9 protein-coding genes are annotated in these 14,031 nt (G+C 55.5%); 2 read left to right on the plus strand and 7 right to left on the minus strand.

Going from position 1 to position 14,031, the window contains the following annotated elements; all coding sequences use genetic code 11:
- The first annotated feature begins 231 nt into the window (after positions 1-231).
- Together ACYQ15_RS02650 and ACYQ15_RS02655 are read left to right on the plus strand one after the other, a co-directional pair.
- Positions 232-519, plus strand: a complete 288-nt coding sequence (locus tag ACYQ15_RS02650) for a type II toxin-antitoxin system RelE/ParE family toxin (RefSeq protein ID WP_459935974.1) — start codon at positions 232-234, stop codon at positions 517-519.
- Between the two features lie 3 nt (positions 520-522).
- Positions 523-819: a HigA family addiction module antitoxin gene (locus ACYQ15_RS02655; RefSeq protein WP_459935975.1), complete on the plus strand. Its 297-nt coding sequence runs from the start codon at positions 523-525 to the stop codon at positions 817-819.
- A gap of 543 nt (positions 820-1,362) precedes the next feature.
- Here ACYQ15_RS02655 and ACYQ15_RS02660 read toward each other — a convergent pair.
- The 7 genes from ACYQ15_RS02660 to ACYQ15_RS02690 form a co-directional block, all read right to left on the minus strand.
- On the minus strand, positions 1,363-2,460 hold the full coding sequence (locus ACYQ15_RS02660) for an AI-2E family transporter (protein WP_459935976.1): 1,098 nt from the start codon (positions 2,458-2,460) through the stop codon (positions 1,363-1,365).
- A gap of 211 nt (positions 2,461-2,671) precedes the next feature.
- Positions 2,672-3,127 carry a hemerythrin domain-containing protein gene (locus ACYQ15_RS02665; RefSeq protein WP_459935977.1) on the minus strand — a complete coding sequence of 152 codons (456 nt, stop codon included), beginning with the start codon at positions 3,125-3,127 and terminating at the stop codon, positions 2,672-2,674.
- 713 nt (positions 3,128-3,840) lie between these two features.
- The gene (locus ACYQ15_RS02670; protein WP_459935978.1) at positions 3,841-4,212 is read right to left on the minus strand and encodes a sensory rhodopsin transducer; all 372 of its coding nucleotides are present in this window, start codon (positions 4,210-4,212) and stop codon (positions 3,841-3,843) included.
- A gap of 125 nt (positions 4,213-4,337) precedes the next feature.
- The gene (locus ACYQ15_RS02675) at positions 4,338-5,150 is read right to left on the minus strand and encodes a metallophosphoesterase family protein (RefSeq protein ID WP_459935979.1); all 813 of its coding nucleotides are present in this window, start codon (positions 5,148-5,150) and stop codon (positions 4,338-4,340) included.
- The gene (locus ACYQ15_RS02680) at positions 5,147-6,040 is read right to left on the minus strand and encodes a diacylglycerol/lipid kinase family protein (protein WP_459935980.1); all 894 of its coding nucleotides are present in this window, start codon (positions 6,038-6,040) and stop codon (positions 5,147-5,149) included. The genes ACYQ15_RS02675 and ACYQ15_RS02680 overlap by 4 nt, the downstream gene beginning before the upstream one ends.
- Positions 6,041-7,112: 1,072 nt before the next feature.
- Positions 7,113-11,528: a translocation/assembly module TamB domain-containing protein gene (locus tag ACYQ15_RS02685; protein ID WP_459935981.1), complete on the minus strand. Its 4,416-nt coding sequence runs from the start codon at positions 11,526-11,528 to the stop codon at positions 7,113-7,115.
- Positions 11,529-12,129: 601 nt separating this feature from the next.
- Positions 12,130-13,968 (minus strand): autotransporter assembly complex protein TamA, encoded by a 1,839-nt coding sequence (locus ACYQ15_RS02690; RefSeq protein WP_459935982.1) that lies wholly within the window; start codon positions 13,966-13,968, stop codon positions 12,130-12,132.
- Between the last annotated feature and the right edge of the window lie 63 nt (positions 13,969-14,031).

Raw genomic sequence — 14,031 nt, forward strand, 5'->3', positions numbered from 1 at the left:
TCGGCAACCTGCTTATGGAATCTTGTCACCCAGAGCGCCCCATGAACAAAAAAGACCTCACTGAAGCGGACATCCGCACCAAGTTCGTCACTCCGGCGCTGGTCGGCCCAAGCGGCGACAAGTGGAAACTGGAAGCCGAACTTTATACGGATGCCGCGTAAAAAAGGTACATCTTCATCGAATTTATCGAATCTTGACGTATAACGATATGCGTTATACGATGCTCTCACAATGATCAAAAGCTTCCGGTGTAAAGAGACGGAGCGGATCTTCCAGCGTGAATATTCGCGAAGGTTGCCCACCGACATCCAGAGAATCGCCTTCCGGAAGCTGCGCATGCTCAGTCGTAGCTCAAGCCTGGAAGACCTTCGCATCCCCCCGGGAAACCGCCTGGAAGCACTCATGGGCAATCGCCAGGGGCAGCATTGCATCCGCATCAACGACCAATGGCGAATATGTTTTGTCTGGCGCGACGGCGGCGCGCATGACGTTGAGATTATCGATTATCACAAGGGGTGAGAAATGAAGAAAATTCAACCCGTGCATCCCGGAGAGATTCTGGAAGAGGAGTTCCTCAAGCCGCTGGCCATCAGCCAGAACCGGCTGGGCAGGGATCTTGGGGTCTCCCCGCGCAGGATCAACGAGATTGTTCACGGAAAACGCGCCATTACCGCGGACACGGCCCTGCGGCTCTCCAGATACTTCGGCAACTCCGCCGGTTTCTGGCTGGGCCTGCAAATGGACTACGAGCTGGACGTGGCCGAGGACGCACTGGGCGAACGGCTCAACGAAGAAGTGCGGCAACTTGCCGTTGCTTAAGGGATGCAGCCATAAACAACCTGCACACGTCTTTTCAACGCTGCGCCTCCTACATCCACAACAACCCGGTCAAAGCCGGACTCGCAACACGCCCCGAAGACTGGCCCTGGAGCAGCGCCGCAAACGAAATACCTGGGAACGCGGGGCTCCGTACCCGCTCTTCAAAAAAACGCGAGTGCAGAGCCTCGCGTTCCCGGCAATAACCACCCATGAACATCGAAACCTTCTTCGAAAAATTCAAACTGTTCGCGGTCGCCCCTCTTTGTCATTGAGGCTGAGACCTGAACACCTGACTGACCTGAAACAAACTTTCGTAAATTTGGCCCGTCAATCAAGATATTCTTCAATCAAATCGGCATTCGTTCCGCAAAATGGTTCGACAGCGCAGGTCGATCGATCTTATGTATCCGAGGTCAATCGCTTTATATCTGAAATATGGAACCATGAGCGGGCTCGGGAATTATCTCCCAGCCTGAACAGCTGTCTGCAACGCTGGCAGAGATCAATCAGTAATTATTCAAGATCTGATTCCAAAGCCAGGATCTATTGAGGGGACGCCGGGGCAATGACTTGTGCGTTGCTCTCCACTACATCCTCAATATAGAGCATTTTTACCATGATCATGGCGGCAACCGTGAGCGGTGCTGCGAGAATCAAGCCCAGGACGCCGAACAAAACGCCCATCAGCACTTGAACTGAAATCAACAGGGCCGGCGCCAGATTGACGGCGCGATGCTGGATCATGGGCACGATGAAGTTCCCTTCGATATTTTGAATGACCAGGTAGAATGCCAGGACGATCAGGCCGGTTTGCAAGCCTTCGGCGAACCCGACCATGACGATGGGGATGGTCGCGATGATTGGACCCAGGAATGGAATAAAGGTCAGCAGCGCGGTGAGCACTCCAAGGCTGAGCCAGAGTTCGATTCCGATCAGCATCAGGCCGATGGAGACTGAGATGCCCAGCAGCAGCATGGAAACGATCTGCCCCAGGAACCACCAGCGCAGGGCATGGGCAACCGCTGAAAATGTTTCATCCATGCGTCGGCGGCGGTGGACGGGAAACAGCCGCAGTGAACCGCGCCGATAGAGTTCAGGATTTCCAACGGCAAAAATCGTGATCGCCAGCAAAACGATCAGGCTGGCGATGGCGCTCACTCCGCTCGTCGTGGCGGTGGCGATATGCCCGACGACAGATTGGGCCATGTCCGCCCACTGCTCCTGACCTTGTTCATTGTTCATGTTGAACAACAGATCTTCCAAGCCGGTGGTGGACAGCCTTTCCTGTACCTGTTCAAGAAAGCCGAGAAAGGTCTGCCAGAGATCGCCGACCTGTTCAAAAAAGCGCGGCAGGAGCCAGTAGCCAAGGAGTCCTATTGAGCTGGTGAGCAGAGCGAGCACAAGGGCCAGAGCCCACCCCCGGGAAAAGGGGGTACGCCTGGCAATGCCCGCGGCCAAGCCATCCAGGCCGATAGCGAGCAGCAGGCTGGCGAACATCAACAGCAGAACGTCGCTGGTCAACCAGATTAGAAGGCCCAAAGCCCCAAGCAGAAGGACCCGGTCGGTTCGAAACCAACGCTCTTCAACAATGCCGGGGCGATGCTCGATCACTGGAGGGCCGGGGGGATACTGGTCAGGCATCTGTCCTCTTTCTCCATGCAAGCTTGATAATGCACCTCATTGAAACTCTTGCTCCCGATTTACAATCACTTCCATGTATCGATAGGCCAGTCCCAAAGCCTGAAAGACGAAAAATTCGTCTCATGGATTCCGGAAATATACTGTTTCACTATCCACAAGTCACTCAGCACTGGCCACTGCTTGGTGCAAACAGCACCAAGCAGTGATCGGTTCAGCCAATTTCCTTTTTCACCTTTTCCTTTTCTTGATTGAACTTGTTGAGGAGTGAATCAAGTTCATCATCTGAAAGCTCCTTTTTCATGGCGGAAAAGGTTTCTTGTTCTTCCTCGTCGATGTGATGTTCATTAATTTCAAGCAAAACTTTGACTTGTGCCCAAAATTCCTCACTGTCTTGATCCGATTTCTGGGCTTTTTCGAGCAAATACTCCATCACATCATGCTCTTCCAGCTTTTCCAGGGTCTCAAGACGGGTTTCTTTGTCCTTGCTGTCCTTGAGGCGATGGAAAACGGAAGCCTCTTCGCCTTTGACGTGGGGTTTGAGCTCTTTCTTGATTTCTTGGAACAATTTCTTCTTTTCTGAAGAATTCTCCGCCTGATTGAATTTTTTGGTCAACTCTCTTTGTTCGTCATGATCTTTTTTCAGTTCCGCGAAAAAATTGCTGGCCATGATTTTGTCCTCCCCTGATTAAGGTATGATTAAAAGTCAGTGAATCCAAAGAAATAGGGCTTCATCATGATTGCAGCCGCAGCCTGTCTGATCGGACGGCACGGCTTGATTTTTTCTGTCGGAAACATTCCAGAAGATGGAACCCTGGACCAATCGTTCACCTTGGTTTTCTGGATGCTTCGATGTTTGGTAACTATTTTTGCAAATTCTGATCCTAACCCGGGCTGTGCCTGCAACCAAAATAGCGAGTTAGTATTCAGCACACCTTCTTTCTCCGGTAATCGGGGTCGGGGTCGGAATCGGTATCGAAAAAAAAACCGAATGCCCTTCCACATGGGTTCGCTTCGATACCGATCCCGATCCCGATACCGATCCCGATACCGATACCGACCCCGATTCCGAGCCAAACCCGGCAACAGCATTAGTGTCGCTGAGTAGTTACAAAAGAATTTAAGCTGCAACGACATCTTGAGGAAGCAATCGACACTGCTGAAGATGTAACCACGGGGATCACGGGGAACAGATTTGGCAATATCCAGAGTTTCTTTCCCCGCGAGCCGCGTGATCAAACAACTTGGTCAGATGGTGGATAGCAAAGTGTCGCTGTAGTGTTGCAGAGTTTTTAACAGAAGCCGGGTGGTCCAGGGCAGTCAGCCGGGAGGACCAAAATCTGTCCTGCCGGGTGGACGCACCCGCCTTGACCATCGCTGCCGTCATTGACCAAATGCCAGCGTTGAAAGAAGGGCAATGTCAGGTCTTCTGGAGTCCAGTCGTGTGTGCTGGACCACGATGGGCAGGTTCGAGCGAATGATGCTGGAAAAATCCGTATCGCGCGGAATCCTTGCCGGCTCAGTGAGATCATTGAAACGCAGATGATTCGTTCTCTCGCCCGCAAGTCTGATCTTATATGGTCCGATGGGGTCTTTGTCGGTAAAGTAGACGGTTATTTCGATTTCCGCCTCTTCCTTGTTGGGATTCAAGATGCACGCTGTTTCATGGCTGATGAACTTGTCGTCTTTTGTTTCGTCGTCCGCGGGAATGAATCCTTCCGCGATGACCCATATTTTTTTTCCGATCTCTTCCATGATTTCAACCTCCCCTGAAGTTCTTCCTGAGCGATCGATGTAGTTCCTTTCTCTTCGACCCTATTGTACTCCTGATCGGGAATCCCGGCTCATACTTCCTGAGCATGTGTCCGGGACCCTTTTCATTATGCCTGTGGGATCCAGTGACCTTCCTCCAGTCTGAAGGAAACTTTTGCACCCTCCGTAAATTTGTTTTCAACCCATTGTCTCACCTGCACTTCAATCCACCCCTTCTTGAGCATGATGATGTTGTATCCGTTGGGCTCGCCGCGGATGCGATGGGATATGGCTGTTCCTGCCTGCACCACGAGGATGGAGCGCTTTGTGGAAGGGTAATACGTCCGGATGTCTCCTGTGTACCCGTGATGCAAGTGACCGGAAATCAGAAGGTCCACGCCGCACCGTTCAATCACATCCAGCGCCCGTTGAGCTCTTCCCACCAGGGAAATCCCGGCATCTTGCTCTCCCGGAGGGGGAATAAAGGGGTGATGGGTGACGACAATTTTGAATACGGTCCGCGGTGCTTTTGAAAGCACGCGTTCCATTTCTTCAATTTGAGCAAGGGAGATCCGACCGTTTTTCCAGGTGAACGATCGAGCGGTATTGAGACCGATTACCAGGAGGTCATCATCCTGATAGAAAGGCATCATCTCCTCGGTGAGGTAGTTTTTGTAGCGCTTGAGAGGGCTCCAGAACCGCCGGGCCACATCGAAGAGAGGAATGTCGTGATTGCCTGGAACGAATAGCTGGGGCTGCGGCAAACGTTTCATGAATTCAGCCGCTTTCAAGTACTGAGCTTTCCGTGCTCTTTGGGTGAAGTCCCCGCTGTTTATTACCAGGTGGGGCTGTTGTAGATGAAGATCCGTAACCAAGCCTTCCGCTACTTGGAGATCTTCCCTGCCAAAATGCAGATCGGAAATATGAGCGAGTATTTTCATGGCACGGCAACTCGTAATGCTTTTGCAAGGCTGCGGAACTGAAGCGGCATCGACATTTTATGGATTTCACCGTCTATCGCCGCTTTCAGTGTTCTGCGACGGGAACGGACGATCAATTTATTCACGGAACGCATCTCCAGATTTTCCATCTCCTGAATCCCCCTGAAGCTCAGTACATAAATCATGCGCAGTAATGGCAGAAACCCCAAGGAACACGCCATGCAGAGCCAAAGTTTTCCTTTATTGATGGCGGGCCGGTGGAAATCCGAGTCAAATCCTCCTTGATACTCATTATTTCCCACAAATACCAAAGGGGTGAAACGCTTAACATTATAGATTTCATCCTCAAGAACCAACTTCATGTTTGGCATTTCTCGTAAGGCGATGATCGCAGCCACAATCTGGGCTGACCATTTCCGCCATCCTCGCTTCTTCCTGATTTCATCACGCTCCGCTACCATTTTAGGATAAATTCCAAGAGATACATTATTGATGAACTTGATCCTGTTCACTTCTCCAAGATCAACTTGCTTGATCTGCATGGTATCCATGAGGCGGAGAGCTTCCATGGACTCCAGAGGAATGCCGAGGTCGCGGCAAAAATTGTTTTTTGTGCCCAGAGGGAGCACGACAAGCAAAGTTTCCGTGTTTGCCAGAATGTTTGCGGCGGTACTCACGGTCCCATCACCCCCGCCGACAACAAGCATCTCAATGCCTTGTTCTTGAAGACGCTCGATCTCTTTCCGGATCTGGTCTCCTGCGACAACAGCCAAATATTCTGGAGGCATGCGGGCAAGAAGATTCATTTTTATCGCTTCAAGACGATTCATTTTCTGCTGGAACGGCAGTGACCCGGAGTTCTCGTTAAGTACTGCGCCAATTTTCATCATGAGCAAAGTCCATGTTATAGATCTCTTTGCAGGTCATACTTGAGAAGAAAATATTGTAACTGCTCAGGTCATGAGCTTGGTGCAAAAAGTAATTTTTGCACCAAGCTGTGGTCAGTGATCAGTGGTTAGTGATCAAAAAAAACAACATTTGCCGGAAGCTCCAAGTTTGTGGATAGAACCCACGAATTTTTTGCAGTGGCCTCAGGTAATCCGAATTAAAAAAAAAGGTTGGATATCCACCTTTCGCGGATATGACTGACCCGGAAACGACATGAAAAACAATGCCGTTCCCGCGAAGGCGGAAATCCAGATCATGCTTGCAACAGGTCTTGAGAGCTATCCTGATTTTCCTGCTTCAAGCTGAGTCGTTACCAAAATAGTATTCATCCCAATGGAAATGGCCAGCCCAGGGCTGGCCGTCAACTCGCTTCGGCGGGAAAAACAACTACCTGTGGCGATCCCGAGATTGGGCAAGACGCTTTTTGGGGAGACCTTGGAGGAGGCTTTAGGGGGGAAGGCGTGGATGTTTACAGGAATATGGCTGGTAGATTACCGGGAATGATTGGGTTTGCCCGGTAGCTCGGACTTTCACCGGTATGACTGACTTCAAACGACATGAAATGCTATGTCATTCCGGCGAACGTCGGAATCCAGTGCTGGAGAATTGTCATGTCCCGTATGTGCTGAATAGTTAAGGCAATTTTTGGTAACTATTCAGCAAAATCAGAAAAAGACCTGGATACCGGCTTTCGTAACTACTCAATAACTCCGGGCAGTGACCATAGAAAAAACACCTGGACCCCGGCCTGCGCCGGGGTGACGACTGAGAGAACTCGCTTTCGAGGTACTCCACTCCGTCATACCGGCGCAGGCCGGTATCCAGGCAGCACGGATCCGCGGTGGTTGGTTGCCCTGCCTTATTGAGCAGTTACCGGCTTTCGCCGGCATGACTGACGTGGAAACGGGTTTTTCAATGTGTCATTCCGGCGAAAGCCGGTATCCAGTGCGGATTTGTGACCATACGGATGATGTGCTGAATGGTTACAATTTTTGTACAAAAAAATCTGCACCCTCAATAATCCCGTTTCCAGAACAACCCCAGTCCGCCGCCTCTCGGGCCGAGGGTGCTTTCGAGGCTGATCCTGGGGGTCAGGTCGATATCCGCGGACATGGTCTCCTCTCCGGTTTTCATGTCCCTGTCCAGGCGCAGATAGACCCGCTCGTTGATATGCTTTCCGGCGCGCAGGCTCATGTCGCCGCCTTGACCGGTGACCACGTCCAGATCGTCCAGGTGCAGGATGTCCCGGGCCGTGCCCATGATGTCCAGCCCTCCGCCGTGTCCGGCCAGTTCCCGGGCCGCCAGGGCAAGTTGCGCGGCCTGGGTGGGCGAGATTCTGGCCAGGGTGCGGCCGAAGAGCATTTGGGCCAGGATCTCGTCCTGGGGCAGGGGAGGATCGGATTCAAGGGTCGGCGGGCTGATGTCCGGGGGCACGCCGGAGATGCGCACGGTGAATGTTTTTTCCCCGTCCGGGTCGCGTCTGGTCTGAGAGGCTATCAGGTTCACGTAAGGCATCGGCGGACTGCTGCCGGTGAACTGGATGACGCTGTCCTCGTCAATGGTGAAGCGCTTGCCCAAAAGATCCAGGCGGCCTCTCTGGGGCCTGATTTCCCCGCGAATGATCGGTTCCGCGGCAGTCCCGGAGATGTGCAGGTTCCCTCCCCATTCCGAATCCAGACCCCGGCCGCGCACGAAGACCCGGTTGGGAAAATGGACCCCGACATCCAGGGCAAGGGGCGGGATGGGAGGGGCGAAGCCGCCATCTTCCGCGTCATCTCTTGGTTTATGAACATCCACGACATCAAGATCCACGACCCGCGGGCCTCCCAGATCCCTGAGAAACACCTCGACCCGGTCCAGATCCACCTGCCCGCTGACTTCCTGAGCACCGGTGGTTCCGGTGACTTCCATGGCCAGCCGGGACAGTCGAGCCCGTGCCTGGGGACTGTCCAGAACGTTCATATTGGCGCCGTTTACGGTGAAACGGAAAGGAAAGTTCTGCTCGGGATCGAGATCGGCCCGGCCTTCCATGCGCAGCGTGCCCTGGGCTCCGTCCGTGGCGGTCAGCGATTCCAGGGTGAACTGTTCCGATGTGATCCATGCATCTCCTTCCACATCCCTGATCAGCACGCCCTGCAGGAGATGCTGATATCCGCCCCCGCGGACATGAATGCGTCCATTGGGGTCCGGTGCATCAATGGTTCCGGCGAGCTGGAAGTCCACGCCGAGCAGGCCGCTGAGCAACTGGCTGTCCGGGAGAACAATGTCTCCCAGCCAGCCCAGATCCAGATTGCCGACGACGGATGCCGTCACGGGTTCGCTCCTGGGCAGGTCCAGGCCTGGCGGTTCGAGGCTCAGCCGCATCCGCGTCTGCCCTTGGGCCTGGAGCAGGGCTTCGGCGAGCCCCTTTTCGCGCAGTTCGGCGTACAGCCTCATCGACGTGCCATCCAGAACGGCATCGGCCTGCAGATCCAGGAATGGAATCTCCTCCAGACCGGTGACCGACGGAGCAAGATCGCTCCCAAGCAGGGTCACGTCGCCCCGCAGGGCCGATTTGGGTCCGTGCAGCACCGCGCCCAGGGTGAGCGTGCCCTGAACATTCGGGGTGAAAAGGTGGAGGGGCAGGTCTTCCACGCCCAGGCGCAGATCCGCCGTGTCCCTGGAGAGCTGTGCCTCCGCGCGAACAATGGCCGCTCCGAATTCCAGGAGCAATGGGGAGGCTGAAACGTCGTCTCCAGCCAAGGTAATGGTCACCGGATCGGCCAATGCAAGATTTTGTCCGGCCCAGACTCCGTTCAGGTTTTGCAGGCGGATGACGCGGCCGGCTTCCATTTCGGCGGAGGCTGCCTGAACTCGAAGATCGAAGGGGTGCAGGGCATACCCTTGTGCCGCGGCGTTCAGGGCGATGTCGGAAAGAGTTCCCCTGGCTCCGGCTTCCAGGACGTCCACACGGGTCTCGCCGGTGTGAAAATCGCGGGCCGCCACCGCTGCGTCGAGATGCGGCTGCCCGGCAACCCCGCGAATATCTCGGGCCTCGGCCTGGACCGACATGCGGGACAGGGTTCCGAACTCAGCCAGAAGATTGTCCAGAACAAGATTGAGCCGGGCGTTCTGGATTGGGCCGTCCGGCTGGAGGTCGAGCTGAAGATCCAGAGCGCCGCTCATGTTTTGACCGGCAAGCGCGCTCAGTGCTTTGATATCCCTGATCCGGCCCTCAATCTGGGACGTCACGAGTTGCGTTTCCAGTTCGATGGCGCCGCGACCGGACAGCGTGCCATCGGGGAGGGTGAGGATCAGTCTGGAAAAACGGAGCAGATTGTCGTCCAAAGCAAAGTCCGTTTCCGCGGCAAGGTCGGTCTGCATCGGCGATGTGACAAGGGAGAGCGAGCCTTGCGGGTTTCCGGGCAGCGCGTCGGTGTGCAATACAAGGCGAAGGGGAAAGGCATCCAGGTCTGCTATCCGAAGGTTGTCGCTAAACAATTCGCCGTCGAGCGAAAGATTCTCACTGACATCTCCTTGAGCCCGGACTTCCAGCATGGCTGCCCCGTCCAATCCCAGTTCCGGATCCGGCGATGCAAGGGCCAGGTCAGGCAAATTCAGGACGGCCTGGGCCGCAAGTTGGCGGGTTTCGAGGGTGTAGGCGGCATCGGCAGAGAGATCCAGACCATCGGCGTGCAGCCAAATGTTTTCAGCCTGAATCCGGTGGAGCCCGGATCGGGATGGATCATCCGCATCCGAGAGCAGGCTGAGCCGGGTGGCTAGATCGATCCGTTGGCCCAGCAATTGGGGCAGGGGAGCCGGCAGACCGCCTGCTTCTTCCAGGGCGGCCTGGACGTTTAATTGGAGGTCCAGGGGATGCACCACGCCCTGTGCCGTGATCTGAAGATCAAGCAGGCCCTCGAAATCCTGGTCATGCAGGGCCAGCCAGGGCTGGATCTGGGACGGCAGGAGGTCGAGGCGGGCCTCCAGGTGGTTCCGGTTCAGGGCGTACCCGCCCGCGGCCTGGAGGGCCAAGCCTTCTCCGCTCAGCGTAAGAGATTTCAGGTCCAGGAAATTGTCGTCCAGCCGGTAGTGCATGTCGAATTCCGATACCAGATCATTCGGCAATGCCGTATTCGGCACATCCACGCCTTGCGCTTTCAACGTGCCGCGGGCCGAGACGACCTGGCTCGAATCCCACTGCCGTTGTTGGAAGTGAACGGAAGATGTCAGTTCCAGGCCGGCTATCCGGGCCGGGTCGGCCGCGAACCGGGTCAAATGCAGGGCGAGGTCGATATCCGGAGCGGTGAACGGGCCGTCAAAGCGGCTGTGCAGGAGAATCTCCGGTCCCAGTTCCAGGCCCGTGAGTTCACCCAATGGAGAGGTGTTCAGCACATTTGCCTGGAGTTCGCCACGCAAGGCGGCCTGACGCAGATCAAGATGCGCACCCAGGAACAGTTCCAGCAACGGGTTGCGTACAGAGACTTCGCTCAGTTCAACCTGCCGCGCATCCGGCATGGCGGCAAGGATGCGGAAGTTTGTGCGGGGGAGATAGCTGTCCGCCGGATGGGGCAGCAGAGAGGAGTCCAGAAAAAAATCCCCTGTCCAGCTCAGGCTGGGGTGATCCTGCCAATCCAAGGCCAGATCGCTGGCCACGGAGATAAGCTGCCCAGCTTCCAGATGGAATGTCCCGCTCCATGCCGCCGGCGGTCCGTCCCCGTCCAGGCGCAATGCCAGCGGGGTGGCAGCGGGCAGACCGAGCAAGGGCGCAAGGGAGCCTTGAGGATCGGAGAATTCGGATTGCAATGTGAGCAGATTCGCATCCTGGATGTATCCCACATGCAGGACGAGCAGTCCGGCTTCTCCGGCCGGCCCGGCCAGGGACTCGACCCTCAGGTCAGCCAAAAGCTCATGGCTTTCGGCAAGCAGTTCCGCCTGGAGTTGCAGGACAATGCGTTCTCCGGCCACGGCTTCGTCCAGGATGATTTCCTGGACGGCCAGATCTTCAATGACGATCCGCGGAAAGCTCTCCGGCAGATCGATGCCTCGAGAGGGTTCCCGGGGGTCGCGTTCGACCTCTTCCGCAACCGGCGTGCGCAGCAATTCCAGACGAGTGGCGCTGAGTTCATGGATGCGCAGCCTGGCCGCCAGCAGATCCCGGCCGGACCAGCGCAACATGAGATCGTCGAGCTCCAGCCAGGTTCCCTCGACATCGGCCAGGCGCAGTTCGTCCAGGCGCAGGTCAAACGGGAAACGGCCGTGCAACCCATTGAGAGCAATGTTCTGCCCTCCCACATCAATCAGGGTGCGGTTCAAAACCCTCTCGACCCGTTCCAGCCCGTAATCCGTACGCAGAAAAAGAATCGTCGCGCCAAGAATAAAAATCACCAGCAGCGGCGGAACAAGTAGAAGGTATACCCACCACCGACGCTTCGGAGTCGATTCGTTCATTTCCACATCAACACCTATATTGCCATATCAACCAGAATCCCCGACCAGTCCGAAATCGAAATCGAAATCGAAATCGAAATCGAAATCGGAATCGAAATGATCTTATACGGCTGAATCGTTGTCGATCATTGAAACTGAATAATCAGTAATAATCAGAATGAAGCATTGTAAGTTTGTCATGACCAATGGCAACCCGGACCTCAGCTGATTAATGGTCGCAGACGTAACCATTCAGCTAATTCTGAGGCGGACGTAACTACTCAGCACATACGGAGCATGATCATTCTCCAGCACTGGATTCCGGCTTTCGCCGGAATGACGTATCTGGGCAAGCCTTCCCACGCTAGTCATACCAGCGAAGGCCGGTATCCAGGTCTTTTTCTGGCTCTGCTGAGTAGTTACAGGCGGACTTGTATTTCTGGTTTCAAGTTGAATATACAACCACGAAGAGCACGAAGGGCACCGAGGAAGACAGAAAAACGAAATACCTGATGCCGCACTGCGCATGTACAATACCTACAAGACATCCATCCTTCGTGTCCTTCGTGCTCTTCGTGGTAAATAATCTTGTACATGGATCAGCAAAGGAGTTGCAGTAGACTCAGAAAGCCTGACCAATACTGACGTACACCTGGAACGCATCATCCCTGTCCCGCCTGTTCAGCGGAAAGGCCACGTCCAGGCGAATGGGCGCGAAATCCGTATAGTAGCGTGCGCCCAGTCCGGCGCCCCAGATGAAATCCTCGTTGAACTGCAACTTGGATTCGGAGAAGACCTGGCCGCCGTCCAGAAAAGCGACCAAACCGAAATTGTTCGCCATGCGCAGACGCAGTTCCATGCTGGTCTCCACTATGCTCCGACCGCCGATGACCGTGCCGTCGAGTTCGGGACCGACGGATTGGTACGCATAGCCGCGAATCGAGCCGCCGCCGCCGGCGTAGAAGCGCTGGTCCGGGGGCAGGCTGAGATTGCCCTCGCCCATGATCGATCCCAGGGCCCCCCGCGCGGCGAGCACCAGTCGATCTTCGGCTGCCAGGGAAAGGTAGGCGCTGAGCCCGCTGGAGAGCTTGAAGAACATGGTGCGCATGTCCAGAGTGTCGATGAAGGGTTCTGCTCGCAGTTGCACCCGCCAGCCCGATGAAGGGTTGAGAATATCGTCTCGCTTGTCCCAGGTCAGTTCGCCGGGTGTGGAAAACAGGCCGTAAGTTTGGGTCTTGCCCAGCTGCGTCGTTTCCGTGAGCAGGTAGTTTGCACCGAAACTGGCGTACCAGAATTCGTCCAGTTGGCGGCTCAACTTGGCGCCCAGGGCGATGCGCTTGCTCTCCAGGGCTTCTGTCTGTTCCCGACCGAGATTCGCCACGAGTTCCAACTGGGATTCTTCCAGAAAATCAGGCACGGTAAAATCCGCGGTAAGCATTTCCCGCTTTTCGGCCAGATCCAGCCTGGTGCGCAGACGTTGACCCCGGCCCAGGATGTTTCGATGCTCCCATTCCAGCGCAGTGCCGAATCCGGTATCCGTTTCGTAGGATACTCCGGCCTTGACCGTTCTGGGGACCCGTTCAACAACGGAAACGGAGATGGGCAGTGTCTTTTCGCCATCGGTGCCGCGGTGGGTGATATCCCCATGTGATACGTCCACCATGGTGAACAGCCCGGTCAGCATCAAGTCCGAGCGCAGTCGGTTCAGCAGAGAGGCCTGGTACAGTTGATCATCCGACCAAGGGACCCTGTCCACGATATAGTCGGGATGTACACGCTCCAGCCCCAGAAAGATGAGGGGGCCGAAGCGGACCAGTGGCCCTGGGTCGAAAGAGTAGGTAACGGATATGGTTCGGAGTTCATGATCCACCAGGGCTTCCTTGAGCGCCACCCGAGGAAAGGGATGACCGTGTTCCCGCAAGTAACTCCGCAGCTCACTCACGCCCTGCTCGATTTCCGGAGCGCGAGCCCTATTGTTCAGATTCAGGTTCACGGTTTCAGCGTCGAGTGGAGGCAGATCCGCTTTCAGCTCGGACAACGGGCCGCTAAAGTTGACGGCTTTCAGGGTGTAGGCTGGTCCCGGGCGCACCAGATAGACGACTCGGGGCGGGGAGTCATCATGATTGACCTGTACTTCAACCTGAGCGTCGTAATAGCCTTCGGATCGCAGTCCACGCTGCAGGTTCTGGATATCGCTTCCGGCGCGGCGTTCCAGCATTTGCGGAGTGGCTGGAAGGCGCTCCCGCAGGGCGTAGGTTTCCGAGACGGACCGCAGGACCTCTTTCAGCCCGTTGTCCAACTCGCCACGGAATTCCACCCGATAGGCGTCCGAACCGAACAGGGTCTGCTGCAGGGCATCGGGGAGAATGTCCCGGAGAGCGTCCAACTGGGCCCGGGCCAAGCCGGACATCAGGAGCAGACCCGCAACGGCAAGAAGGACGACGCGAAGAAGTGCTTGCATCAAATGGTGTATTCCCGTCGAATTAGATTCCGATGCCAGATTCGGCAACCGCAATTACTGAGG

The sequence above is a fragment of the Desulfonatronum parangueonense genome (assembly GCF_054656975.1).

Excerpts from the sequence above, each read along its gene's own strand:
- ACYQ15_RS02670 (WP_459935978.1), bottom strand. The coding sequence starts at position 4,212 with ATGGAAGAGATCGGAAAAAAAATATGGGTCATCGCGGAAGGATTCATT.
- ACYQ15_RS02685 (WP_459935981.1), bottom strand. The coding sequence starts at position 11,528 with ATGAACGAATCGACTCCGAAGCGTCGGTGGTGGGTATACCTTCTACTT.
- ACYQ15_RS02680 (WP_459935980.1), bottom strand. The coding sequence starts at position 6,040 with ATGATGAAAATTGGCGCAGTACTTAACGAGAACTCCGGGTCACTGCCG.
- ACYQ15_RS02650 (WP_459935974.1), top strand. The coding sequence starts at position 232 with ATGATCAAAAGCTTCCGGTGTAAAGAGACGGAGCGGATCTTCCAGCGT.
- ACYQ15_RS02660 (WP_459935976.1), bottom strand. The coding sequence starts at position 2,460 with ATGCCTGACCAGTATCCCCCCGGCCCTCCAGTGATCGAGCATCGCCCC.
- ACYQ15_RS02675 (WP_459935979.1), bottom strand. The coding sequence starts at position 5,150 with ATGAAAATACTCGCTCATATTTCCGATCTGCATTTTGGCAGGGAAGAT.
- ACYQ15_RS02665 (WP_459935977.1), bottom strand. The coding sequence starts at position 3,127 with ATGGCCAGCAATTTTTTCGCGGAACTGAAAAAAGATCATGACGAACAA.
- ACYQ15_RS02690 (WP_459935982.1), bottom strand. The coding sequence starts at position 13,968 with ATGCAAGCACTTCTTCGCGTCGTCCTTCTTGCCGTTGCGGGTCTGCTC.
- ACYQ15_RS02655 (WP_459935975.1), top strand. The coding sequence starts at position 523 with ATGAAGAAAATTCAACCCGTGCATCCCGGAGAGATTCTGGAAGAGGAG.